This is a genomic window from Leptospira haakeii (assembly GCF_002812045.1).
Taxonomy (GTDB): domain Bacteria; phylum Spirochaetota; class Leptospiria; order Leptospirales; family Leptospiraceae; genus Leptospira_B; species Leptospira_B haakeii.
Genome location: NZ_NPEG01000005.1, coordinates 103,136 through 128,318, shown reverse-complemented (window position 1 = coordinate 128,318; position 25,183 = coordinate 103,136). Strand labels below are relative to the sequence as shown.

General features: G+C 39.2%; 22 protein-coding genes. 14 read left to right on the top strand and 8 right to left on the bottom strand.

Going from position 1 to position 25,183, the window contains the following annotated elements; translation table 11 throughout:
• Positions 1-8 precede the first annotated feature (8 nt).
• Positions 9-881 (bottom strand): acetylglutamate kinase, encoded by an 873-nt coding sequence (gene argB / locus CH377_RS10650; protein ID WP_100723776.1) that lies wholly within the window; start codon positions 879-881, stop codon positions 9-11.
• Between the two features lie 43 nt (positions 882-924).
• Here argB and CH377_RS10645 point away from each other — a divergent pair, with 43 nt between their 5' ends.
• Positions 925-1,638 carry an SDR family NAD(P)-dependent oxidoreductase gene (locus CH377_RS10645; RefSeq protein ID WP_100723775.1) on the top strand — a complete coding sequence of 238 codons (714 nt, stop codon included), beginning with the start codon at positions 925-927 and terminating at the stop codon, positions 1,636-1,638.
• On the opposite strand, the gene CH377_RS10640 is transcribed toward CH377_RS10645, so the two are convergent.
• Positions 1,625-3,391: a M61 family metallopeptidase gene (locus CH377_RS10640; RefSeq protein WP_100723774.1), complete on the bottom strand. Its 1,767-nt coding sequence runs from the start codon at positions 3,389-3,391 to the stop codon at positions 1,625-1,627. The genes CH377_RS10645 and CH377_RS10640 overlap by 14 nt on opposite strands.
• 3 nt (positions 3,392-3,394) lie before the next feature.
• Positions 3,395-3,874 (bottom strand): peroxiredoxin, encoded by a 480-nt coding sequence (locus CH377_RS10635; RefSeq protein ID WP_100723773.1) that lies wholly within the window; start codon positions 3,872-3,874, stop codon positions 3,395-3,397.
• Between the two features lie 128 nt (positions 3,875-4,002).
• On the opposite strand from CH377_RS10635, the gene CH377_RS10630 reads away from it, so the two are divergent.
• From CH377_RS10630 to CH377_RS10600, 7 genes are all read left to right on the top strand, one after another.
• Positions 4,003-6,267 (top strand): adenylate/guanylate cyclase domain-containing protein, encoded by a 2,265-nt coding sequence (locus tag CH377_RS10630; protein ID WP_100723772.1) that lies wholly within the window; start codon positions 4,003-4,005, stop codon positions 6,265-6,267.
• 53 nt (positions 6,268-6,320) lie between these two features.
• The gene (locus CH377_RS10625; RefSeq protein WP_100723871.1) at positions 6,321-6,689 is read left to right on the top strand and encodes a hypothetical protein; all 369 of its coding nucleotides are present in this window, start codon (positions 6,321-6,323) and stop codon (positions 6,687-6,689) included.
• A gap of 82 nt (positions 6,690-6,771) precedes the next feature.
• Positions 6,772-7,878 carry an MBL fold metallo-hydrolase gene (locus CH377_RS10620; RefSeq protein WP_100723771.1) on the top strand — a complete coding sequence of 369 codons (1,107 nt, stop codon included), beginning with the start codon at positions 6,772-6,774 and terminating at the stop codon, positions 7,876-7,878.
• 9 nt (positions 7,879-7,887) lie between these two features.
• A complete protein-coding gene (locus CH377_RS10615) occupies positions 7,888-8,694 on the top strand; it encodes an SDR family oxidoreductase (protein WP_100723770.1) in 807 nt (268 codons plus the stop codon).
• Position 8,695: 1 nt separating this feature from the next.
• Positions 8,696-9,316: a trimeric intracellular cation channel family protein gene (locus CH377_RS10610; protein WP_100723769.1), complete on the top strand. Its 621-nt coding sequence runs from the start codon at positions 8,696-8,698 to the stop codon at positions 9,314-9,316.
• Positions 9,317-9,362: 46 nt separating this feature from the next.
• Positions 9,363-10,652, top strand: coding sequence for an alanine racemase (locus CH377_RS10605; protein WP_100723768.1), 1,290 nt, complete (start codon positions 9,363-9,365; stop codon positions 10,650-10,652).
• 47 nt (positions 10,653-10,699) lie between these two features.
• Positions 10,700-12,112, top strand: coding sequence for an MFS transporter (locus CH377_RS10600; protein WP_100723767.1), 1,413 nt, complete (start codon positions 10,700-10,702; stop codon positions 12,110-12,112).
• 3 nt (positions 12,113-12,115) lie between these two features.
• On the opposite strand, the gene CH377_RS10595 is transcribed toward CH377_RS10600, so the two are convergent.
• The 4 genes from CH377_RS10595 to CH377_RS10580 form a co-directional block, all read right to left on the bottom strand.
• Positions 12,116-13,009 (bottom strand): tyrosine-type recombinase/integrase, encoded by an 894-nt coding sequence (locus CH377_RS10595; RefSeq protein WP_100710780.1) that lies wholly within the window; start codon positions 13,007-13,009, stop codon positions 12,116-12,118.
• A 241-nt stretch (positions 13,010-13,250) separates the two neighbouring features.
• A complete protein-coding gene (locus CH377_RS10590; protein WP_100723766.1) occupies positions 13,251-13,790 on the bottom strand; it encodes a shikimate kinase in 540 nt (179 codons plus the stop codon).
• Entirely contained in the window at positions 13,787-14,638 is an 852-nt protein-coding gene (locus CH377_RS10585) for an HDOD domain-containing protein (protein WP_100723765.1), read from the bottom strand. Before CH377_RS10585 ends, CH377_RS10590 begins: the two co-directional genes overlap by 4 nt.
• Before the next feature lie 4 nt (positions 14,639-14,642).
• Positions 14,643-15,149, bottom strand: a complete 507-nt coding sequence (locus CH377_RS10580) for a chemotaxis protein CheD (protein WP_100710783.1) — start codon at positions 15,147-15,149, stop codon at positions 14,643-14,645.
• A 211-nt stretch (positions 15,150-15,360) separates the two neighbouring features.
• On the opposite strand from CH377_RS10580, the gene CH377_RS10575 reads away from it, so the two are divergent.
• The 6 genes from CH377_RS10575 (at position 15,361) to CH377_RS10550 (ending at position 22,577) form a co-directional block, all read left to right on the top strand.
• Positions 15,361-16,557, top strand: coding sequence for a TraB/GumN family protein (locus tag CH377_RS10575; protein ID WP_100723764.1), 1,197 nt, complete (start codon positions 15,361-15,363; stop codon positions 16,555-16,557).
• 23 nt (positions 16,558-16,580) lie between these two features.
• Positions 16,581-18,719 (top strand): 7TM diverse intracellular signaling domain-containing protein, encoded by a 2,139-nt coding sequence (locus CH377_RS10570; protein WP_100723763.1) that lies wholly within the window; start codon positions 16,581-16,583, stop codon positions 18,717-18,719.
• A gap of 13 nt (positions 18,720-18,732) precedes the next feature.
• On the top strand, positions 18,733-19,278 hold the full coding sequence (locus tag CH377_RS10565) for a CsgG/HfaB family protein (protein ID WP_100723762.1): 546 nt from the start codon (positions 18,733-18,735) through the stop codon (positions 19,276-19,278).
• A gap of 44 nt (positions 19,279-19,322) precedes the next feature.
• Entirely contained in the window at positions 19,323-19,730 is a 408-nt protein-coding gene (locus CH377_RS10560) for a hypothetical protein (RefSeq protein ID WP_100723761.1), read from the top strand.
• Positions 19,718-21,148, top strand: coding sequence for a UTP--glucose-1-phosphate uridylyltransferase (locus tag CH377_RS10555; protein WP_100723760.1), 1,431 nt, complete (start codon positions 19,718-19,720; stop codon positions 21,146-21,148). Before CH377_RS10560 ends, CH377_RS10555 begins: the two co-directional genes overlap by 13 nt.
• Before the next feature lie 79 nt (positions 21,149-21,227).
• Positions 21,228-22,577, top strand: a complete 1,350-nt coding sequence (locus tag CH377_RS10550; RefSeq protein WP_100723870.1) for an EAL domain-containing protein — start codon at positions 21,228-21,230, stop codon at positions 22,575-22,577.
• A 193-nt stretch (positions 22,578-22,770) separates the two neighbouring features.
• On the opposite strand, the gene CH377_RS10545 is transcribed toward CH377_RS10550, so the two are convergent.
• A complete protein-coding gene (locus tag CH377_RS10545; RefSeq protein WP_100723759.1) occupies positions 22,771-25,173 on the bottom strand; it encodes a C1 family peptidase in 2,403 nt (800 codons plus the stop codon).
• Between the last annotated feature and the right edge of the window lie 10 nt (positions 25,174-25,183).

The following is a 25,183-nucleotide window of genomic DNA, read 5'->3' as shown; positions in this document are numbered from 1 at the left end:
ATTTCCTTTTATTCGATCAAGGAACCGATCCCTTGATCAGTAAAGATTTCGATCAGAATAGAATGGGGGACTCTTCCGTCAATAATATGAGTCCTTCTCACTCCTTGATCGATCGCGGAAAGACAACATTCCACTTTAGGGATCATTCCTCCGGTGATATCTCCTTTTCGAATATAATCTTTTACTAAGGCCCTGTTCAAACCTGTTACAAGTTTTCCGTCGATCAGGATCCCGCTCGTGTCTGTAAGAAGGATCAGCTTCTCCGCTTTAAGAGCTCCTGCCAATTCTCCTGCAAAAGTATCTGCGTTGATATTTAATGATTCTCCAGTTTCAGATTCGGCCACTGGAGAAATGACTGGGATAAAACCTTTTTCTTGGAGAGATAGAATGACTGTAGGATCTATTTTGTCGATCTTACCCACAAGACCTACATCGACTAGCTCGGATTTTTTTCCTTCTACATCTATTTCTATTTTTGTCTTAGAAGCGACCGCTAGATTTCCGTCTTTTCCGGAAAGTCCTACTGCATTTCCGCCTTCTTTATTGATCATGGATACGATCTGTTTATTTACTTTTCCTGTGAGGACCATCTCCACCACGTCCATGGTCTCCTCGTTTGTGACTCTATGCCCGTGAACGAATTCAGTCGGAATATTCAAACTATCTAAGAGTCTATTGATCTCCGGCCCGCCTCCGTGAACGATGATCGGATGGATGCCTACGTATTTTAGAAGAACGATATCTTTTGCAAAAGATTCCTTTAAGTCGGCCTTCGCCATTGCGGCTCCACCATACTTGATCACCACAGTTTTCCCGGAGTATTTTGTAATATAGGGAAGGGCCTCCAGAATATTGTTGACCCTCTCAAAGGAATGTTCCATACCAAACAGAGAAATCGTTCCCCGCTTGTACGTCGATTCAGAAATGTTTACAATTTTAATCACTGGAGGAAGTGGAGGCCTTGGCCGAGCACTTGTTTCCGAATTAGGAAATTCTGGATATAAGATCCTAAATTGGGATCTGGTTTCTCCCGATAAACTTCATCCAAATGAAATATTCCAAAAAATAGATCTGACTTCTTCAGATGAATTGGAGAATGCCTGCAAAAACGTCCAATCTGAGACTTCTTCCATCCGAGGATTTATACATTGTGCGGGTTATGGTGGTCCTTATCATAAGATCACCCAAGTTTCTTTAGAAGAATGGGACAGGATCTTTTCCATCAATCTTCGCTCTGCTTTTCAAATTACAAAATTTTTACTTCCAATTTTCAGCTCACAAGAATTCGGAAGATTCGTTTATATAGCTTCTTCTTTGTCAGTGCAAGGAAGTGCATTGTCTGTGGCTTATTCTTCTTCCAAACATGGGATCATAGGGTTTATGAAATCTATCGCTGCCGAATGGGGAGAGAAGGGAATAACATCTAACGCAGTGAGTCCAGGTTATATGGAAACCAAGATGGGGATCCAAGAAGATCAGGTGGATGACCATCGCAAAAAGATAATAGAGATGACACCTGTTAAAAAAATCGCTTCTCCGGAAGAGATTGCAAGAGTGGTTACTTTTTTAATTTCTTCCGAGTCGGGTTATATCAACGGCGCGAACTGGACTGTTGACGGAGGAATTACTTCGATTTAGTCTTTTTAGAAGAAGGTTTCGAAGTTTTAGATTCTTTTCCCAAATTCAAAAATACTTCTCTCAATTCTTTAACTGAATCCTTTGCCTTTTCATCGATCCATAGTTCATTTCCGGAAGGAGAAGAGTCAAATTTGATCTTTCTTTTTAAGATTTTACCTCTTCTGGAAAGAAGAAGGTCTGCTTTTTTTCCAGGCTGATACTGGTTTAATAATTCTTTAAAGTTGCCCGGAAGAATTCTTCTATCATCCAAAGCGATCCATTCATCACCTAAATTGATATCCGTTTCTTTTACTGATTTGGAGAGAAGGATTTTACTTACGATCATTCTCCCTTTTTCTTCCTTTACCCTAAACCCTGATTCTATTTTAGGTTTGGAGGCGGTTCTTTCGACTCCGATCAAATGTAGATAATTTTCTACAGGAATTCGTTTCGGTTCTACGATATAAGGTTCGAACTCCAGTTTTAGGTCCAGGCCGGTAACCTTCTTCGCAGTTTGAAAAAATTCAGCTTTGGTAAATCCTCTTTTTTTCTCCTGATGATATTGCTTATTCAATCCAGTCATAATATCCACCAAGGATTTTTTGCCCTTGGTTTCTTTCAGAATATAAAGATGCATGCTTAAAGATAGAATGGCACCTTTTGTATAATAAGAGATCCCAGTATTCAAAAAATTTGGATCGAATGGACGATTATAATATTTAGTCCAAGCAGTAAAACTGGAATCCTCTAAGCTCATCCAGGATTCGCCTAGTGATTCTTCCAGTTCTTGTATATCTTTCCAAAGTTTATTTAAATATTGTTGAGGAGAGTAAATTCCGCAAAGAAGTAGAAAATATGCATCGAAGAAGCTCGTAATCCCTTCTGCGATCCATAATTCTTTTGTTAAGTTCGGCTTTTGGTAATCGAAAGGGCCAAGCGCGATCGGACGAATTCTTTTCACATTCCAATGATGGAAGTATTCATGAGATAAAAGTTCTAGAAGAGTTCTATAATTATCAGGATTAGACCATCCATTCGGATCGAATTGGTTGATGCTACAATTGAGATGTTCCAACCCGCCGTATAGATTATCACTCATATCCAGAACGAATAAATAATACTTATTTTCCGTTCCAGCCATCAGTTTAATCTGAGTTTCTACAATGGTTGCCAGATCTTTGGAGATCTTCTTCTTATCTTTTGTTTCTATATCTCCCAGGATAACTAGATCGAATTCACATCCTTCTACATTAAAACTGATCTGTTTTTCATTGGTAAGAAGAATAGGGCAGTCGAAAAATTCGTCGAAGTTTTTCGCTTTCCAGGTTTGTTTGGAACCTTCCTTCTTCTTTAATCCTGTATAACAAAAACGAAAAGGTGATAAATTCTTCCAGCTAAGTTCGGGTTCTAAATCGAGTCTATCTTTAGGATATAAGAATGTTGCAGGAGGATGAACTAAAATAAAATCACTAGTGAAATAATTGGTTCTTACAGTATGTTCGAACCCATATACTAGATAAGAAATTTTGAATGTTTCTCCTTTGGAGGAAACTTTCCAAGTATCTAGATCTATTTGTTCGAGATTCCAGCCAGGTTTGGACTGTATAAATTGGACTTGGTGGATGGATTTGGAATAGTCTCGGATCTTATAAGAGCCAGGGGACCAATTCGGAATACAAAGAAATGTTTCCTCTTTGTCAGGGTGGACTTCCATTTCCACCTTTAATAAATGTCTATGCGGTTGGTATGTATCTAGAGTATATTTTACGATCACGCCTTAGGCACCGGCCTCTTTTAAGATCTCCTCTAATGTCTCTGCGACTGTTTTAGTGGGATCTACTTTTCTCCATACTTTGCGGATGGTTCCATCAGGTCCTACCAAAAAGCTATCTCTAGAAAGCCCCTTGAATACTCTACCTTGCCATTCTTGGTCTCCGTAAACTCCTAAGGGGCCGCTCAAGGTTTGTTTTGGATCGGATAGAAGAGGGAAACTCAAATTGAATTTGTCAATAAATTGTTTATGACTATCCAAAGAATCTGAGCTGATACCATAGACCTTTGCTCCGGCCTGGGTGAACTTTTCCAGATTATCTCTATAAGAGCAGGCTTGTTTTGTACAACCCGGGGTATCGTCTTTTGGATAAAAATACAATAAGGTCCAAGAACCGCTTGAGTCTTTCGGTAGATTTACGGTGTTTCCTGCAGAGCTAGATAAACTTACTTCCGGTAATTTTTTGCCTTCCCATGAGTCGGACATAAAGTTTTCCTCCTATTTTCCCTTCCGGATAGTTTCTACCGAAAACATTTTTGGGAAAAGGAAAAAATCCGTTAAAAAAGTTGAAATCTCGCAGTTTTTCTCATCCAATTACTGCTGTCGAATAACGCATGGTGCAAAAACAAAAATTTCCGGCTTTACCTTTCAAATCTCTAATCTTCATTTCTTTTTTCTTATTCTCTTTTTACTCTCTGGGTTCTCAGGAAAACGAACCTATTCCGGGTTGGAAGGACTTGGATCTAAAAAGATTAGAATGGGAATCCGTACAAGGATTTAAACCCGAATTCAAATCCGGTTTCGAGTCTAGCGAGCCAGGATATCTAAAAATAGAAAAATTCCCGATCGTTCTAAACCAACTCTATAAAACTCCGGTATCGGACAAGGTCCAAGAGTTTACCATTCAGACAAAATTCAATTTAGGTTTTGATCCTAAGGCCCAGGTTTTCTTGAGTCCGATCCGACTATATTTGAATTTTATAGGAGAGAACTGGGAAATTTACCTAAACGGTCATCTCCTCCAAAAAGAGATCCATTTGGATTCGAATGGGAAAATGCAGATCCGAAAAACTCTTCGGGATATGGAAGTGCAAGTTGACTCCAGTATTTTACAAGCGGGAGAAAACAAATTGGTATTCCGTATGTTGGGAGATGCACCTGCACTTCATCTTTCGGAAGAAGAATATCCTGTACTTTCTCCAGTGTTCACACCTACGAATGTGGATCTTGGATTTTATCTGGATGGAGATTATACCTTAGGGGTTGAATACGATTTTTCCAAGAAGATCGGGATCTTGATCAATTTAAGTTTAAATACGATCTATATCTTTTTCGGACTTTATCACCTTCTCATTTTTTCCAAAAGAAGAACGGACAAATATAATCTGTACTTCGGGATCTTTTCTATCTCGATGGCGGTTTACTCTTTGAGTAGATCCACGATCATTTTTGATTTTATACAAGATAGTACTTGGATTACAAGAATCGAATACGGTTCGGTATCCTTGCTAGCACCGTTGTTTTTACTATTTCTGCATGATTATTTTTATGGATCCACTTTGCCGAATAAGGCGATCCTTGCGATCTCCGGATGGAGTTTTGGTATCTTCTTCTTTTCCTTCTTTGCTCCATTTCAATATTTGATGATCAGTTTGAGGGCATGGCAGATCTCCATTCTACCTTCTCTTATTTATCTATTATACTTCATGGGAAAAGCCGTTTATCTCCGAAAGAAAGACGCTTCTCTCATGGCGATCAGTATGTTCATCATTGTATTCATTTCAGGTTACGATGTTTTGGACTCTATGTTTTTCCAATCAGGGATCAGATTCACACAGTTTGCTTATCTTTTATTTGTAATTTCTTTAACTACAATTCTTGCAAATCGATTTATAGACCTATATAAACAATCTGAAGATTTGAACATTGAGCTTAGCCATCAAAAACTGGAATTGGCAAGGCAGAAGAATGCATTCTTCCGTTTCGTTCCGATGCAATTCTTAAGTGTGCTTGGAAAAGATTCAGCTGTAGATGTAAAATTAGGCGATTCTGCTTTAAGGGAAATGAGTGTCCTATTCACTGATATTCGTTCTTTTACTACTATCTCTGAGAAGATGACACCTGAAGAAAATTTCAGATTTATCAACGGCTATCTTGCTAAGATGGAACCTCTGATCCAAAAGTACGAAGGTTTCGTGGATAAGTTTATGGGAGATGCGATCCTTGCTTTATTCTCCGCAGAAAGAGTAATCCATTCTGAGAATAATTGGGAAGGTAAGTCTGCCGCGGATAGAGCAGTTCTAACAGCCATTGACATGAGAAGAAGGGTCCGAGAACTTGAAGAAGAAGTTAAGGGTAATCACGGACATGTAAAAGGTGTTCGTATCGGTATTGGCATTAATACCGGAAATCTGATGCTCGGAACAGTAGGATCTTCTGATAGACTAGATACAACTGTGATAGGCGACACAGTCAACGTTGCATCTCGTTTGGAAAGTCTTACGAATTTGTATAAGGCGGATATATTAATCACTCAAAATACTTTGTCTAGTCTTACGATCACAGACGAACTTGCGATCCGAGAAGTGGACTCAGTAGTGGTTAAAGGGAAAAGCCAACCGATTATTATCTATGAAATTTATGAATCAGACGATCCTCATATCCGCAAACTGAAAGATGCGACTTTAGCTTTGATCTCCAGAGGGATTATCTTGTATAAGGTAGGAAATTTTAAAGAAGCTCTTCAGAATTTCGAGCAAGCCTTAAAAGTTTATCCGGAAGATATAGTAGCGATTTTATATAGAAAACGTTGCCAGGAATATATAGAAGCTCCTCCAGTTGGGAATTGGGTCGGAGTACAACATCTTTTGGAAAAGTAGAAGATCGTTTTTCGCTTTCCATAAGAACTGAGGATCTTGAGAATAGGCACCTTATGATTTCTTATCCGGTGTACAAACTCATTCATATCCTTGGCATTTTATTCTTATTCTCCGCATACGGTGGTCTAGCGCTTCACGTATTAGGTGGAGGCACAAAAGAGAACGCTCCTAAAAAATTGATCGCTTCCGCTCATGGAATTGGTATGACACTCATTCTTTTGGGCGGATTTGGAATGTTAGCGAGAATTGGACTTCTGACTAGTTTTCCTGGTTGGGTAATTGCTAAAATTGCAATTTGGTTGATCTTTGGTGGACTATTGACTGCTTATTATAAAAAGCCAGAATTCGCAAAAATACTTTGGTTTGGTCTCCCGGTGCTCGGTACATTCTCAGCTTATTTAGCATTGTATAAACCGTTTTAAGTTTTTATAAAAAAGTTTTATCAGAGTTCCGTTTCATCTTCTGAGAATGGGGCTACAAAAATAAATAGGAAGGGATGAACTTATGGCAAAGGTAAATATTTCTAAATCAGTCAAAAAACCATCTTCAAAAAAAGATACTAGCATAAAACCAATCAAAGATTTTTTAGGCTCTCGCAGTCTTCCTGCTCCAGTGGATCGTTTGGAAGATGTTCGCAAAAGAGCGAGAAGATTTAGAGATAAATTTTTATCGGGGCCACAAGTAGTATATTATAAATCCTTTGATTTGGTTCGAGTGCCGTATCCTACTAAATATGCTTTATTAAATGCGTTTAGTCTTCCAACGCCGTTTTTGCATATAATCAACCGATTGTTTATCATCCAATACAAAACATCAGAAGGAATTAAAACTCTTCTTTTCTCTCCTTCCGATGTGGATGCAAATTCAGAGACCCCGTTTTTCAAAAGGCTTTCCCAAAGTTTTGGCCCTTTTCAGAATATAGGAAGAAAGATCATGGCTCCAACCTTGAATACTGTTGAGGAATGTTTGAAACAAGTAGGACTTCCCCCGGAGAAGGTGGATTATATTTCTTTCGATCATTTGCATACTCAGGATCTGCGCAAATGGTTGGGAGCAAATGGACAGCCTGGATATTTTCCAAATGCAAAACTTTTAGTCATGAAAGAAGAATGGGATTCTATCCAAGGACTTCTTCCTCCTCAGTCCGATTGGTATTGTCCAAACGGTTCCGGCGGAATTTCTATGGATCGAGTTGTTCTTTTAGATTCGGATACCGAACTGGGCGGGGGAGTTGCTTTGATCAGGACTCCTGGACATACTTATGGAAACCATAGTTTAGTCGCAAATACTCCTGAAGGAATTTTTGTAACTAGTGAGAATGGTGTAAGTGCGGACAATTATAATCCACTCAAATCTAGTATCCCTGGTGTGCGTAAATATGCTAAAAATACTGGAATGGAAGTGATCTTAAACGGAAATACTTTGGAGATCGGTCTTGATCAGTATATTTCCATGGTTTTAGAAAAAGAGATTGCTGGTCCTTCTTTGCGAAATCCTGAATTTTATAATGTGATGCCTTCTTCTGAAATGAGTGGGTTCTGGCTTTTCCCTGGAACGAGTCCTACTTTCTCATTCGGACAATTAGAATTCGGTAATATTATTACCCATTAGGAAACATACATGAATATACTCATCACTGGTGCAAGCGGTGGTTTAGGCAAAAATCTGGCGGAGAAAGCTTATGCTCTCGGCCATAATTTACTTCTTACAAATTTGAGTGAAAAAGTTTTAAAAGATTACATCACTAAACAAAAGTTTGATAAGAATAGGGTTTTGATCTCAAAGTTAGATATAACTTCTCCTTCCGATTGGAAGAAGGTCATGGATCTTGCTTATAAAAAATGGGGCAAACTGGATATTCTAATGAATGTGGCAGGTTACCTTCTCCCTGGTTATATAGAAAATGTAAGTCCAAAAGATATAGATATGCATATAGACATTAATGCAAAGGGTTTGATGTACGGAACTAGAGAAGCTTCTATCCGAATGATTGCACAAGGCGGAGGGCATATTATAAATATTGCATCTTTGGCGGGTGTTGCTCCAATTCCTGGGATTTCTCTTTATTCTACTTCTAAATTTGCAGTCAGAGGATTTTCCTTGGCAGTCGCCCAAGAATTAAGACCTAAAAAAGTATTCGTAAGTGTGGTTTGCCCGGATGCGATCCAAACACCAATGCTTGATCTTCAAAAAGATTATGAAGAAGCTTCCATGACATTCTCCGGGAATAGATATCTCAAAACGGAAGAAGTAACTGATATTATCTTTAATAAAGTGATTCCAAATAAACCTATGGAAGTTTTGATCCCTGGCTCGAGAGGATTTTTGGCAAAGGTAGGAAGTTTCCTGCCCGGTCTAAATGCATTGCTCAGTCCTTCTCTTATGGGCAAAGGAAAGAAAAAACAGAAGACCTACAAAAAGAATTAAGGTGGACCTTTCTTATTTTTTCAATTTGGCCGGGGTCACAGTGTTTGCGGTGTCCGGTGCTTTGGCCGCTGCGGAAAAAAAGACCTATCACGCTGATGCATTCAGCGTGTTTTTCACCGGCTTTATCACTGCAATTGGTGGTGGAACCTTAAGAGATATTACACTCGGAAATTATCCAGTCTCATGGGTTTCTGATTCAAATGTTCTTTGGGCGATATTTGCCGGCTTTGCGATCACATTCATATTTCCTAGACTCTTGATTAGAATGAAAACTGGGATTTTCTTTTTCGATACAGTCGGGATCGGGATCTACACTGTTATTGGAACCAGGATCTCATTACTCAGTGGAGTAAATCCCTTTGCAGCTGCAATCCTAGGAATGGTATCTGCGGTTTTCGGTGGAGTGATCCGAGATACTCTAATCAACGAAGTGCCGATGATTTTCCGAAGAGAAATTTATGCAACTGCATGTTTGGCAGGAGCAATCTTGTATATTGTATTAGATAAATTCGAAGTGAACGGAAGTTTAAACACTGCCGTCTCCGCCTTACTTGTGATACTTATTAGAATGATCGCAGTACGATTTAATCTATCTCTTCCTAAATTCCGTTTGCCTGAATAGTCTAATATTCTAAAATCCGATCTGGTTTTTCGAAGGAGAATCTTGGATGTATAGAAAAGGGTCTAATCATGGATTACTTTGGATTTTTGCAGTCGCACTTTTACTGATCGTTTATATCAAACCGAAAGATAACGGGGCCACATACACTTCTTATTTTAAGGATCTAAATTCCGAACTCAAACAAAATGGTCCCGGAAAACCGATCGTCCTTCTCGATCTAGATCGTTTGGATTCTAATCTAAAACTTCTAAAAGAAAAGATCAAACCTCCTTTATCTTATAGAGTGGTCGTAAAGTCTCTTCCTTCTTTGGATCTACTTAAATATATCGTAAACACAACAGGTTCCAGAAGACTGATGGTATTTCATTCCGGAGACATCATCATGTTATTGAATGATCCAGAATTCCAAAAATTTGATATTCTTTTGGGAAAACCTATGCCGATCGCAGCTTTGGAGAATATATATTCTAAAACAAAAAAAGAGAATTTCCAAAATGTACAATGGCTGGTAGATACTTCTACTCGCGTCAGTCAATACTTAGAATTTGCAAAGAAGAAGGATATAAAATTAAAACTAAGTTTGGAGATCGATATAGGATTGCACAGAGGAGGATTTTTAAAACCCGAGGATTCTCTTACTCCGTTGGAACTACTAGAAACGAATCCTAAAAACCTAGAACTTTCCGGATATATGGGATACGAACCGCATGTCGCTTCTGTTCCTGTGACCTTTGGTGATAAGATCTCGGCGATGGAAAAATCTCTCCAAAATTCATTGGATAAATATTCTAATTTTATAAAACTAGGAAAAGAGAAGTTCCCGAATTTATTCCAAAAGGAACTAGTGTTCAATGGAGGAGGGAGTAAAACTTACAGTTTTTATCAAAAAAATCCGGGAGTAGTGAATGATGTGTCCCTGGGTTCTGCTTTGGTAAAACCTACAGACTTCGATGTAGAAAGTTTAGAAGAACATAGTCCTGCAGTTTATATCGCCACTCCAGTTTTGAAAAAACTAGAGGGAACCAAAATCCCATTTTTAGAATCTTTATCTTTCCTATTTCCACTTTGGAATCCAAACCAAGAAGTGACTTACTTTATCTATGGTGGCGCATTCTCTGCCAAAAAAGAATCTCCTAAGGGACTCGAAGATAATTCTCTATTTGGTACAAGTACCAACCAAAGTATCTTAAATGGGTCCAAGGCAACTTCCTTAGAGCCCGATGATCATGTATTCTTTAGGCCTACACAAAGTGAAAAGGTAATGGCAGAAATGGGAGAAATACATTTAGTTCGTTCGGGCAAATTGATCGGTACCTGGAAAACCTTTATCAATTAAGATAGGATTACTAATTCCTAAAGTAGCACTCGGAAACTACTCATTCTATGAAAGCACAAACTCTTTCGAATGGAACTATGGCAGGTTATGCTTCCGCAGAAGTGGGGATCACCGCTGTGGAAACCATGGCCCAGATCTATCTTCTGGATTTTTATGTTTCTACAGTTGGATTAAAACCTTCTTTATTCGGTTTGGCTATGTTGATCGCCATCTTATGGGATGCTATCAGTGATCCTATTATGGGATATATCTCGGATCGAACTAGTTTCACAAATGGACGACGACGTCCTTATATTTTAGTCGGGGGATTTTTACTTGGGTTAGGAATTACCATTCTTTTCACTCCTCCTAAGTTGGAAACACAAGGTCTTAAGTTTTTATACCTGGTAATCGCTTACTTTCTCACGAATACATTTATGACAATGATTGCAGTTCCTCATATTAGTTTGGGAGGTGAGATCAGCCATACATCTGGAGAAAGGAATAAAGTTTTTGGTTGGAGATTATTTTTTGCGAATCTAGGTCTTTTATCTGGGTTACTTCTTCCTGCGATTTGGGTTTCTTTAGGAAAAGATGGATTTGATTCCAGGAGTTTTTCTTCAATGAGTGTCTGGATCTTATTATGCTTTGTATCTTATTTTTCTTACATTTTTACAAAGGGAAAAGATTTTCCTTACCAAAGATCCGAAACAAAATCGAATTCTGTCGGAAAGAATATCTTATCCTTTTTCCGATCTGCAAGTTTTATATTAAAAAACCGTTATTTTCTTCCTTTACTTTTAGCATTTATAGTCGCTACCGCTGCAAGGACTTTGAATTCTTCCTTGGGCCTTTTGTATTATAAAGAAAGATTATTGCTTGAAGACTCTCAAGTGGTGGTACGTATCCTTCTTCCTTTTGTATTTTTTCTTACCATCTCTATTCCACTTTGGGTGTACTTAGCAAAAAGATTCGGGAAGAAAGGGCCTGCATTTTGGGGAAGTTTCCTACTTGGAGTTATGACAATCGTCTTATATCCTATCTTGCCCCAAGGATCTTATGAGGCTCCGTTGATTGCCGCATTTCTTGGCGGGATATTTGCAGGGTCCATTCTTCTTTTCGATTCGTTGGTGGCAGATGTAGTTGATTATGACGAACTTCTGACAGGAGAAAAAAGAGAAGGTGCCTATTTCGGATTCTGGAAGATGGCAACCAAGATCATTCGAGCCATAGGATTTGCCTTTTTAGGATTTCTATTGGAAACGATCGGATACCAAGCTGGAGCACAGGCACAGGACCCAGAGCTTGGTTGGAGATTAACTTTGATATTTGGGCCTATTGTAGGAAGCCTTTTTGTTATAGCATCTTTGATCTTTACTAGAATGGGTCTAACTTCAGAAGTTCATGCAAAGATACAGGAACTTCTATCAAGAAAAAGGAATATTCGTAAAAGAAGAAATTCCGGCACTCCGGCCGGATAAGTTTCAGTATTTGTACTTCTTCTTAATTTCTTTCAAAGCGTCTTGGATATGTTTTTGTCTGACCTGAGGCCTTAGGTTTTTGCGGATCGGAAGATAACTTTCCGTGGTCGCAAGACTTTTATGACCTAAAAACTCTCTAATATCTTCCAGACTTTTGCCTTCTGCCAATTGGTGGATTGCTCTACTATGTCTGAGAGTGAACAAGGTAACCTGTGCCTTGATCCCTGCATACTTTGCCAGATCTCCTACTAAACGTTCTACGTTTCTGGAAGTCAAATGAGTGCCTTGGTATTTACCTGGGAACAAATAGGAGGACTTCTCGGTTCCAACTTCCTTTTCGAACTTCTTCAAGATCTTTTGTAATTCTCCATCCATCAAAACGGTTCTGTTTTGAGTTGGAATAGGGGAGTCCACTTTGATCGTTTTTTTAGAAAGATCGAATTGACCCCATTTCAAACGAATGATCTCTCCCACTCGTAGGCCGGCATAATATGCTAACGCACAGAGAAGATGGGATCTAGGAGACTCTGATGCAGTCTCTAAAAGAAGTGAAATCTCTTTTTGGTTCAGGACCTTAGGGGTTTTGTACTCCCTTGCAGGTCTTCTAAAGTCTTCGAATACGTTCATATCCAGAACTTCTTCAAAAAACATTTTTAAAGAACTGATGTTTATCTGGATCGTGGAAGATGAAACCTTCTTCTTCCTTAAATATTCTATGTATTTTTCGATATCTTTCGTAACTACTTTTTCCGCGGGTTTGTCCGCGAACAAAAGAAAGTCCAAATTATATCTTAGGTAAGTGTATTCGGTCGCCTTTTTATAATTTCTTTGCCGAATTACCTTTACTAGTTTCTCGAAGGAAGATTTATTCTTCTTCGGGACCTCCGTATCTATCATCTCGGACCTCTAGTGCTAACTGTATCATTTTTATATTTTGTTTATCCGGATGTCCTAAAAGTCCGAACTTCGCGATTTGTTGGAGTTCCAACATCGGGTTTGAACTATTTAGAATAATATTTTTGTTATCCGGTTATAACGAAGATTCTAATTCCATTAGAAAGTCGTAAAGATATTTATAATTTTCATAATATCTTATGAATTTGGGCGTTTAAGGAAAGGGCAGAACGCCCTATTTGTATTAGACCCAGCCGGATCTGCGTAGGATTTCCTCGCAGACTTCTTCCGCATTGCGGTCATCTAAGGCAATCTGGATATCTGAATGAGCCCTGTATTGCGGTAGTCTGGATTCCAAAATTGTTTTATAAGAAAGAACGCTACTTAAAGGAGGACGAGTGGGATCATTCTGGATTTTTTCTACCAAGTATTCGGATTTTCTGGAAAGAGAGATCACAAATGCGGTTTCTTTGAGTATATTTGTCTTTCTTTCACTTACAATCTCCTTACCTGATTCGTCTTGGTCGAATAAGATCCCACCACCACAATCCAAGATCAGATTTTGAGAGCCGGAAACTTGCTTTAAGATTTGGAATTCTAGGTCACGGAAAGGTTTCCAATTTCCTGAATTTGATTTTACGAAGTCTGGAATAGATACTCCACCTGTCAGGTAGACAGCTATCATGTCGGTAGAGATTACCGGTTTGCCTGTGAGTTTGGAAAGTTTACGGGAGATTTTAGATTTTCCGACACCTCTAGGGCCGATCAGGGCGATATTTTTCAAACCGAGATCAACTCTTCGATATGTTTAGCCATCTCCGGTAAAAGAGTGTAGTACATTTGTAGATCTCCCTCTGTCACGCCTACGTTCTGTAAGGCTTTAGTAGAGAGTGGAATTTTCAAACCGCCTATGTCAATTCCCATTCCACCTAGGATCACGATACAATTCGCGATATGTATGATAGAAACTATTTCAGGGAACTGTGTGGCCTTTTCAGGTTCAGTATAATGTCTGGCTACTTCTATCAATTCCTCTGGGAAATTCCATTTAGCTAGAAGTTTTGCTCCGGCTTCTTGGTGAGTGTATCCGAAAAACTTAGCTTCCAAGTCCGTATAAGGTCCTTGGTAGGTTTGTAATTCGGTTCTGAATTGTACGAGTACGGTAGGAAAGAAATCTGCGAGTATTACTTTTCCGATATTATGGAGAAGTCCCGCAGTAAATACTACGTCCTTATCCACTTTTAGTTTTTTCTGGACTGCGATCCTTTTTGCAAGTTCCGCCACAATTAAAGAATGGATCCAGTTGGATTCTCCATCGACCTGATAACCTTTCAGTTCTTTTTTCAGAATACCTTTGGTTTCATTTAGAAGAATGATTTCCTGTACTGTTTTAATTCCAAGAGTCATCAAGGATTCTTGCACGGTTTTTACAGGTTTAGCAGGACGGAAATATGCAGAGTTGGAAAGTTTGATTACTGCAGCTGTAAGTCCAGGATCTTTAGAAATTTCCTTGGCCAGGTCTGCGATGGCTACGTCCGGTTTTCCTGCCAACTCCATTACTTTACTTACTACGGAGGAGATTTTAGGAAGCTGGGCTTCGTTTTCAAAAAGTTGATCTATCTTTTCTTTCATTCCGTTACCTGACCTTATAAAGGTACTTTTCGAATCCGCCCTTCTTTAAAAGGATCCTGCCATCATCCAAATAGAGACTAATCGTTCTGCCTTCATGGCCACCGACGTCTTCCACTAGTAACGTTATTTTTTCTTTATCTAAAAATTCTTTTGCGACACTTACATTCAAGTCGCCAATGTTCTGCAAGAAACTTGAGTTCATTCCCTTGAACATAGAAGCTCCTCCGAATAGACGAGCGTAATATTCTCCCTTACCGCAACCTAACTCCGTCATTCTTTTCACCAATTCCGGAAGGGCAGTCTCTGCATACTTATGGGGATTTTTGGAGGAATCTTTTCCGGAAGGGTCTTTGGCGAGCATGATATGAGCCATAGCTCCTACCTTCTTTTCCGGAGAGTAAAAAACGACTCCGATACAGGAACCTAATGTGGTGCGGATCATGGAAGGGGACTGGCCGCCTTGGATATCCGCAATCCCGACGTTTATAGTTTTTACGTCTTTATTGAGCATACTTTCTGTCAGTAATAACCGGGTAGTATTTTAGGATCATCCAAGTTCCTTCAAATCTTTTTTCCCGGAAAATTTTCCGGACCGGAATCGAATTATGTGACGATTTTACCTTCTAAAAATCTCGTGGGAATTCCCACTCTTTTTGGAAAAATAGAGTTTCATATCATCCAGCTTAAAGGAAACTGTATGTAAAGAAAGGAAATCGACCCTCTTGCAAACAATCGCCTCCTCAGAACCGATCCGCACCTTGGAATTAAACGGTTCCCAGATCACTATTTTGGGAACGGCTCATATCAGCCAAAAAAGTATAGATGAAGTTGAAAGGATTATCCAAGAAGAAAAACCGGACACGGTCTGTGTGGAACTTTGTGCTTCCAGGATGAGATCCGTTCAAGATCCGGATCATTGGAAAAAATTAGATATTTTCAAAGTGTTTAAGGAAAGGAAGATGTGGCTCCTGCTTTCCAGCCTAATCCTTTCTTCTTTCCAGAAAAAGTTAGGCTATGGAAATATTCGTCCCGGTGACGAAATGAGAAAGGCGATCGAAGAAGGAAATAAGATCCACGCTAAGATCGTACCAGTCGACCGTGAGATTTCCACTACTCTTAAAAGAGCTTGGTGGAATGTGGGCTTCTGGAGTAGGATGATGTTATTTTCCACTTTGGTAAGTTCACTCATCGTTAAGGAAGAGATCTCTCCTGAAAAAATAGAAGAGATGAAATCTGACGACGTTCTCAAGGATCTATTCTCTCAACTTCCTTCCAGATACCAATCCGTTAAAAATGTGATCATAGATGAAAGAGATGCGTATCTAGCTCAAAGGATTAGACAACAAGCTGCAGTAGGTAAGAAAATTTTCGCGGTAGTTGGCGCAGGACACTTAGAAGGTATCGTAAAACATATCGTGGAAGATAAGGATATCGATCATTTGGATGTCCAACCTGTTAAAGGTTTCTGGGATAGAGTTCGTCCTTTATTATTTCCTGCGATCATTATCTCCGCATTCACCGCACTTTATTGGTTCGGAGGAAAAGAAGAAGGCCAGGAATTCTTAATCAGATGGATCTTGGTTAAGGGAACACTCGCTGCAATCGGTGCGATCATCGCACTTGCACATCCTGTCTCCATCCTTCTTGCATTTATCGCAGCTCCTATCGGGAATTTTAATCCGATCATCAAACCTGGTTGGGTAGCAGCTTTATCCGAATCCTGGTTTAGAAAACCGTTGGTAGAAGATTTCGAAAGATTGGGAGAAGATACTGAAACTTTCAGCGGATATTGGAAGAATAAAGTAACTCGTATCTTCTTAGTATTTATGCTCCCTCAGATCGGAAGTAGCATCGGAACATTTATAGTATCTAAACAGATTTTTGATAAAATGTTAAAATTTGTAGGCGCTTTTTTCTAAAATTTGCATACGATTTGTAGCCCATGCGAAAGGAAATCAAGACTCGATCTATAATCTTCTCTAGTTTTCTTTTGATCATCTTCTCTTTTTCAATTTGGGGAGAAGGTCAGGTTTATGAAAAAAAGGACCGATTTTTTCTGGAAGAGAAGATGGATGGCTCTTCTCTTCTTCCTTATCTCTCCGTTTACCAAGATGAAACCGGTAAAAAGTCTTTTAAAGAAGTATTAAAAATATTCGATCAAGGTGGATCTGAGAAAATATCGCAAAACAGTTTAGGATATTCTAAATCTGCTATCTGGGTTCGTCTTCGCACAGAGAACCAAACTGAGAAAGTTGTAGATTGGATCTTAGAAATAGATTATCCTCTTTTAGATTTTGTGGACCTTTATGCTGGGAGAACCTCCGATTCTGCGGCCAACCATTCGGGAGATCTAAGGGAATTCGGCACTCGTCCAATCGACCATAGGAATTTTGCGTATCCTTTTTCGGATGAGCCTGGATCCAAAAGAGAGATCTATTTTAGGATCGCAAGTTCTAGCTCCATTCTACTGCCGTTTTTGACATTTTCGAAAAATGAATTTATAGAACATACCTCCACGGAGCAGCTTGCGCTTGGGTTATATTACGGCTCCATGTTGATCATGGTGGTTTATAATCTATTTCTGCTATTTTCCACTAAAGATAAAAGTTATCTATATTATGTTATTTATATATTAACTTATATACTCTTTCAGTTTACATTGAACGGGCTCTCTTTTCAATATTTGTGGAGAAGTTCCGTTCTATGGGCAAATTATAGTCTGCCGTTTTCTATATTTTCTGTGATTCTAACGGCAGGTGCATTCAGTAGATCCTTTTTGAATGCTCCTGAATATACTCCTAAGACCTCTAAATTATATTATCTACTTTTTGCTCTTAGTTTTGGTGGAATGATCTCCACATTATTCATTTGGGAATATAGAACAGCGATCATGAGCAGTTTAGTTCTAATGTTCTTTACATTAGGATTTTTAATTTCCAATGGAATACAATGTCTACTGGCAGGAAGAAGAGAGGCAAAATACTTCTTATTCGCTTGGTCTTCTTTTTTATTTTTCAGCTTTTTATTCGGCCTAAAATCTTTCGGAATACTTCCGAATAACTTTTTCACTTTGTGGGGAATACAAGTAGGCTCTGTGATGGAAGTGAGCCTTTTATCCTTAGGACTTGCTGATAGGATCAAAAGATTATCCGATCAATTGAAACAAAGAGTAGAAGAACTCGGGAATATACGGAACTACGCAGAAGAATCCGAGGCAAAATACAGAAGTTTATTCGAAGTAGAAGAGGACTTCCTATTTTCCTTAGACCAAAACTGGAATATTCTCGCGGCGAACAGATCGGTCTCTAAACATATTGGATTCAAACCGCAGGAAGTGATCGGCAAAAATTTTATGGAGCTGATCTACAAGGCTGGAGAGCTACAAGACGCGTACAAGAAACTTTACGTATTAGAAAAATTGGAAGAACTTGCTTCCGAGGGAAAACCTGTTCGATTCTTAGGGGAATTTCTACAAAAATATTTAAGAGAACCTAAAGAATTACAGGTCCAATTTCAGATCTTGGAATATGAGGGCCAAAGAGAAATTTTAGGAAGAGCTTACGAACCGGACCAAGATTTAATGTCTAGGTATGTGGATGACGAGAAGACTGTCTACACTGCGAATAATTATTTGCAAAACGCAGAACTTTTAAGCCAAAGAATGACTGCAAACTTATACAGATTTGTGGATCCAAGCACGATTACTGCAATGAGGAATTGTCTTAGAGAAATGATCATCAATGCAATTGAACATGGGAACCTGAATATCAGTTTTGATGAAAAAACCAGGGCAATGTCGGAAGGAAATTATTTCAGATTCGTTCAAGAAAGGCAAAAAGACCCTTATTATAAATCCAAAAAAGTAAAAGTAGAATATTCCCTTTCCAGAGATAGGATCGGTATCAGGATCACGGACGAAGGAAAGGGATTTAACCATGCTAGATTACAAAAAGCCAGTATGGAAAAGTTGAATTCGGAAGGGGTTACTCATGGACGAGGCCTCACGCTTACTTTAGCCACATTCGATCTGGTGAAATTTAATAGCACCGGAAACCAAGTTACATTAGTTAAATATTTTTAATATAGGCGGGAAAATGAAAATTCGGATCTTCCTATTTACAGTTATAATTTTATTAGGTTCCTGCGTTTCTTTGGGAGAACTAAAAAAGAAAGCGAAAGATCCGAATGCGGCAGTCGCAACTATCGCTTCCGAACTTAGATACCAATTTTTGTCTTCTCTCAAAGCTCAGGGTGGTAAACTTCCTGCAAGACTCGCTATCTTAAATATAATCAACGAAGATGGGGCCAATTCCCAGTTAGGAAAACTAATCACTGACAGACTCGGAAAAGAATTATTCGATCCTAAAACATTCCAATTGCTGGAAAGAGATAGATTAAATCGTGTCATAGGAGAACAAGATTTCCAGGCGAGCGGGCTAGTGTTAAATGATCAGATCGTTTCTATAGGAAAACTTTCCGGAGCGGAATATTTGGCTTTAGGTCAGTTGGTTTTCCAAGACCAGGAATTTTTGCTAAATATCAGGATCGTTTCACTGGGTGGGGTGATCTGTGCCACTGCGGATATAGTGTTCGATTCGGATAACGAGACCTATTCCAAATATAAGGAATCCGTTAAGTAATTACTTGAAGAATACTTGCTGGTTCCTAATCTGTCTGTAAGTTTATGAAAGCCATCTTTCGTTTCCTGGCATTAAGCATTTTTCTTTTTTCCGTAACCAATTTGTATTCGGAGGTGCCTAAACATTCCGAGATGGATAAGACACTTCTTGCCACTTGGAATAAAACTTTTCCGGTGCCTTATACAAAGATCCTAAAGCGAGACCTTGCCGAAAAAGGGGTTTTGTATTATAGAAAGAACTCCAAAAGATCTGTGTATATCTACTCTTATTCTGTGTTCTTGCCTTTATATGTGGAACAGAATGAGAAACCTGTAAAAAAGGACGATAACGGAAGAGAAGTAAAATTAAAACTGATCTATGATCCTTCTTCTAAAGATGAAAAATATACAATTGAATTGGGTGAGTTTGACGAAATGTACGATGCGAAAGGAATTATAAGATGGATTCGATGATTGCAGAATCTGAAAAATTGGTTAGAGAAAAAATGTTGGGAGAAGGACTCTCTCAAGAGTTTATCTCCGATTTTATTTCCAAGATCCAAGAAGTTCGCAATGGTGAAACCGGGATCGTAAAATGGGAAGAAGTAGGGGATCTGGACCCGAGCAAAGACGAGATCTCTTTAGAGAAGATTGAATCAGAATATCCAGGTGATCCTAAATTCTTAAAAGAATTGGTAGTGATCAAATTGAACGGAGGCCTTGGGACCAGCATGGGGCTTTCCGGACCGAAATCTTTGATAGAGATCAAGGATGGAATGAGCTTCTTAGAAGTGGTCTGCAAACAGGTAGAGTACATCCGACAAAAATATAATTTAGATATTCCTCTCATTCTGATGGATAGTTTCAGCACTCAGGATGAAAGCCAAGCAGAGCTGAAAAAGATCAAATTTTCTCAAAATTATCCTACAAGTTTTTTACAACATAAGGTACCAAGACTAGTCGTTCCTGAATTAAAACCTTTGGAAATTTCTAAAGGGAATTCGGAAGAATGGTGTCCTCCTGGTCATGGAGATATTTGGTTCACACTTCTGGAAACAGGACTATTAGATCGACTTATAGAAAACGGATATAAGGTAGCATTCGTTTCTAACGGAGATAATTTAGGTGCGACTGTTCATCCCGGAATATTAGAATATATTCTGAAAGAAAATCTGGACTTCTGCATGGAGATGACTCCTAAAACACTCGCTGATAAAAAAGGCGGAGCGATTTTTAGAAGGGTTGTAGGCGGGGAAAAAAGGAACTTACAATTATTAGAAACTGCTCAGGTGCCTTCCGATCATATGCATGAGTTCGAGGGCCTGGGTAAATTTAGAACATTCTCCACTAATAATCTATGGATTAGATTAGATATACTAAAAGAAAAATTACTCGAAGGTTCTTTCAAACTATCTTTGATCGTAAATCCTAAAAAGGTAGAAGGTAAGGAGGTCCTACAGTTAGAGACTGCGATGGGGTCTGCCATCCAAAACTTCTCCAATACAAAAGGCCTCATCATTCCACGAGATCGTTTTGCCCCTGTAAAAAAATGTGAAGACTATCTAGTCAGACGTTCTGATGCATATTCTTTAAATCCGGATTTTTCTGTGACTATGTCGGAGGAAAGAAAGAAGGCAGGACTCGGAGAATTAGTTATCTCCTTAGATGAAACATATTATAAGAAAGTAAGAGATTTTACTGATCGTATACAAATGATTCCTTCTTTAGTGCGCTGCACCTCCTTGAAAGTAGAAGGAGATATTTTGTTTGATAAGAAAGTAATTATAGAAGGAGATGTTATATTAGTAAACCCCGGACCAGGACAAAGAAAATTGTCCGAATTAGGTGTGGACCGAATCTCGAACGATAGTTTACGTTTCCGCTTTACATAAAACAACAGTCGTTTAAAATCCAGTCCACGGGCTTTCGAGTTTGTAAGCCCACCCTATGCCGATTAATGTCGCAAACGAAATGACCGATGCTTATAACTTAAAATTAAGATCCTTCGATATGGGGGATCTAGAACAGTTTAAGACGGTATTCATCAATGAAAATCGAGGAAAGCCAATCTTCCTCCTCAGATTTCAAAATATTTCCACAGTTTCCCTAGTAGAATTCATACAATTAATCCCTCAGAGGATCTCTGACATAGAGCCGTCTCATCGTGAATTATTTCGTTATTATGCCTATGGTGATAAAAAGAACCTATTGATAGGAGTAGCTCCTTTAGATAATTCGGGGCCTATCAGTCTCGCTAATTTTGATGCTGCCATGGGAAGATTCCATGACCAAGCAATTCGAACCGGAGCTCTCAATTTTGATTTCGGGATCGGAAGAACTCAGTGTAATTTTATTTCCTATGTAGAAGAGATCTTTAGAGAGCTGGAGACTTCTTCTTTAAAAAATCTAAAAGACAATTTAGTTCGTTGGAGCTGGACTTATCTGAATCGTGTAAACGATTACTTTGCTAGCGAACGCGCAGATGCGGTTATCCAGCCAATCATTCATTATAATCATAGGGACCATACATTTTCCATGAAAGGTGGAGAAGTTTTCGTGGGTGGAGAGGCATACGCAGGCTACGCGGATCTTATTCGTGATATTCCTCATGACCAAGATCTGAACAGAATAGAACTTCTGATCTTAGAGAAGTTGATCATGTCCTGCAACGGTTCTCCTGGTCTTCTGAAATTTAATATTTCTCCTCAAACTTTAATCGATACGTTCGATACGGATGAGAAGGTTACACGTTTTCATGAACTTCTTCTGAAACAAAACTTGAATCCTCAAAATGTTCGTATGGAGTTGATCGAAAAACCTTACGAAGAAGGTGAGGCAACTCTCAAGTCCGTATGCAGAAGATTCTGGAATTTCGGGATCAGTTTTGCTGCAGACGACTTCGGAGTAAAAAGCCAAAGTCACCAAGTCGTTTTGGACTTAGGGGAGATGATCAAAGAATTTAAACTGGATCCAATTAGTTTCAAATTCAAAGCAGACCAGGATTTGACTAAATTTTTGGATAACCTTGCATTTATAGATTATTGCAGAAGACTTTCGGATAACAGGGAAGCAATCATCACTGCGGAAGCATTAGAAGATATTGATTCTTTAAACTTCTTAATCACTCACCAAGTGTACTATTTCCAAGCCAACCTATTCTGTAAAAAAATCTGGATCCAAGATTATCAGGAACGTTTTAAAGAAATGCAAAAACTTCCTGAAACAGCAGTCACTAAGGTTTTAAGTTCTCCCGAGCTTACCCAAAGATTAAAAGAAGTCGGGAATATTTTTGTTCTAGCTAAAGAAGTAGATCTGTTTTAATTTGTTGGAATTCCAACATGGGCCGTGGTTTCCCCACCCTTGTTCTGGGTGGGGGCCGGTGCGGTGGTACCAAGAAAAACTTTCGATAAAATGAAGCGTGTCGATTTGGTCTAAGACCTCGTTTGACCTTCGGTCACCAACTCAAGCAGATCTTTCACCGACTTCGCATGTAGGAGCTCCTACAAGCTTTCTATTACTCCTTCAAGAAGTTTAAAGTCGCCTTCTGATTGATAATCCCATTATCTTTCAGAGTTACCTGCAGAGCATCTCCCGCATTTTCGATCTCAATTCGGAACTTGCCTTCTTTGTCGATGATTGGACTATTTTCTATGTATCGTCCTTCGAAAATTTTCTGCTTATTGAACTTCACGACGTAGTTCACATTATCTTGGCTTTCAATTTCGAGGAGAACTTGGTTCACACCTTTGGAACCATCCCAAGACATCGCAGTCCAAGGTCCTTTAAATTTTTCTAAACTGGAATCTCCCCCGAATGAGCGCATTACCTTGGCCGGTTTTGCCTGGGAAAGAACCGCCGAGACTGGAGTGGCCTTATCACTTTCTCCTCCCAAATCCGTTTTGGAAGTTACTGAGTATAGATACAAAATTTCTTTTTCAGGAACATCCGCAGTAAAGTTCGTGGTCTTTTCATTTGTTCCGGCAACGAAATCCCAAGAAGAAACGCCTCTTTTTTTACGATACACATAGTATTCGTTGGCTCCTTTTACAGAGTCCCACTTCAAGGAAATTTTTCCTGTTTTAGAATCGAGTGTTCCTTTCAAATTCGTAGGGGTAGGAAGTTTTGCGGCTCTATGTTTGTTCGGATCTATGTATCCATAAGCGTAATCGGAGAATGGTCCGGATTGTCCGTCCTTATTCACTGCTGCAACAGCATAGAATGCATACTGGCCATTGAGTTTTTCGTCAATGAATGCTTCTTTTGCTTCTTCTCCAATTTTTGACCAAGCACCACCGCCGAATAATCCGCTCACATCATAACGATAGACCAGATATTTAGAAGCACCTGAAACCTTCTGCCATTGTACTTCTATTTTGCTATTATATAATCCTTTAGTAGCGGTAAGCCCGAAAGGTTTAGAAGGTTTTGCCTCTGCCTTCATTGTAAATCCTGAAACTGCGTCGGAAGCATCTCCAGTTTTACCATTACTAATTGCAGCTATCACATAGAACTCAGTCACTCCGTTCTTAGTGGCAGCATTATCAGTGTAGTTTGTATTTTTTACTCTTCCAACGGAGAGATATTTTTTCTGGTTGGAGTTCCACTTATATACGTAGTAGTCAGTAACACCGCTTATGGATTCCCAATCTAGATCGATCTTGTTTGGATATTGTCCTTGACTTGCTTTGACTCCTACAACTTTCGGAGGAGCTTTAACTTCTTCCGTTTTTGCATAACCAATCGCTTCTCCATCTGACAAATCAGAAGAATCAGTATCAGTTAGGGTAGCGACCTTATAAGAATAAGCGATATCCTTTTGGACTCCGTCGTCCGTGAATCCATTTGTTTGGGAAAGTCCCACCTTAGAAAAAGAAGAATCTCCCGGACCCTTTCTATGGATCTCATATCCGATCGCAAGCGGAACGGATGCCCAAGTTAAAAGTACTTTGTCCGAAAAGGAACCTTGAGTCGCTGCGATCTCTTTTGGAGCGATTGGTTTTACTTTTTCAGGCGGGACCGGTTTTACATCCGTTGCAGGTGTGGTAGTAGTGGTTGTGTTCGTCGTGGTTGCAGGTGCAACATCATCTACAAGAACAAAAGCGGATTGGCAAACCTTAGTGAACCATCTGTAATCAATATAACCGTAACCATTGTCTCCCCATTGAGTGGACCAAGAGTTGATGAACTTGAATGCTCCCTTGGAATCATCATAACCTACGATTGCGATCGCATGTCCCCCGTAGGTTTTACCGACTCCTTCTTTATAAATTTCTTTTCCTTTTAAATTCATAAAGTTTTCATAAACTATAATTCCGGCAACGACAGGTCTTCCGAGAGCGAGTTGGTTTTTCAATTCATTTGGGTCTGTTTGTCTGATCCTTAAGAATTCTTTTGCTTTATAAGAAGATGCCGTATTAAAAGCATCTTGAGGAGGGCGTGTCAAATAGTCTCTTTCGTTATAAGGCATAGAAGACCAAGGAGCTGCCCCTTTTTCCACGACTATACGCATTGCATCTGAAATCAAAGAACCGTTGTCTCTTCCACCATTGATTTGGTTATAGATGAATGCAGGTGAGAAAATATTGGAATAGTTCGGACTTCCGGAAGAGTCGCTTAACTTCCAACCTCTGTCTTTTCTTTCCATATATTCCTGAAAAGATTTGGTAGCATAAGCAGTGGACCATGCCACACAAGAACTTTGTTGTCCTTGGTCACCTACAGGAGGCATATACTGGGACAAATCCACAGAAGAAGAAAGTCCTCTATGAGAGATCCTGTTCGGATTAGCTTCTTTAAAAGATGCTAAAAGTTCCGCAGGTTCTTGTTTCATTCCCAGGCCGGGAGGAGTCTGAGAGAATAGGCCGCCAGCGGAGAGTAAAAGTAATAGAGCGGATAATAAACGTAAATTCGGTTTCATCTATTTGTCC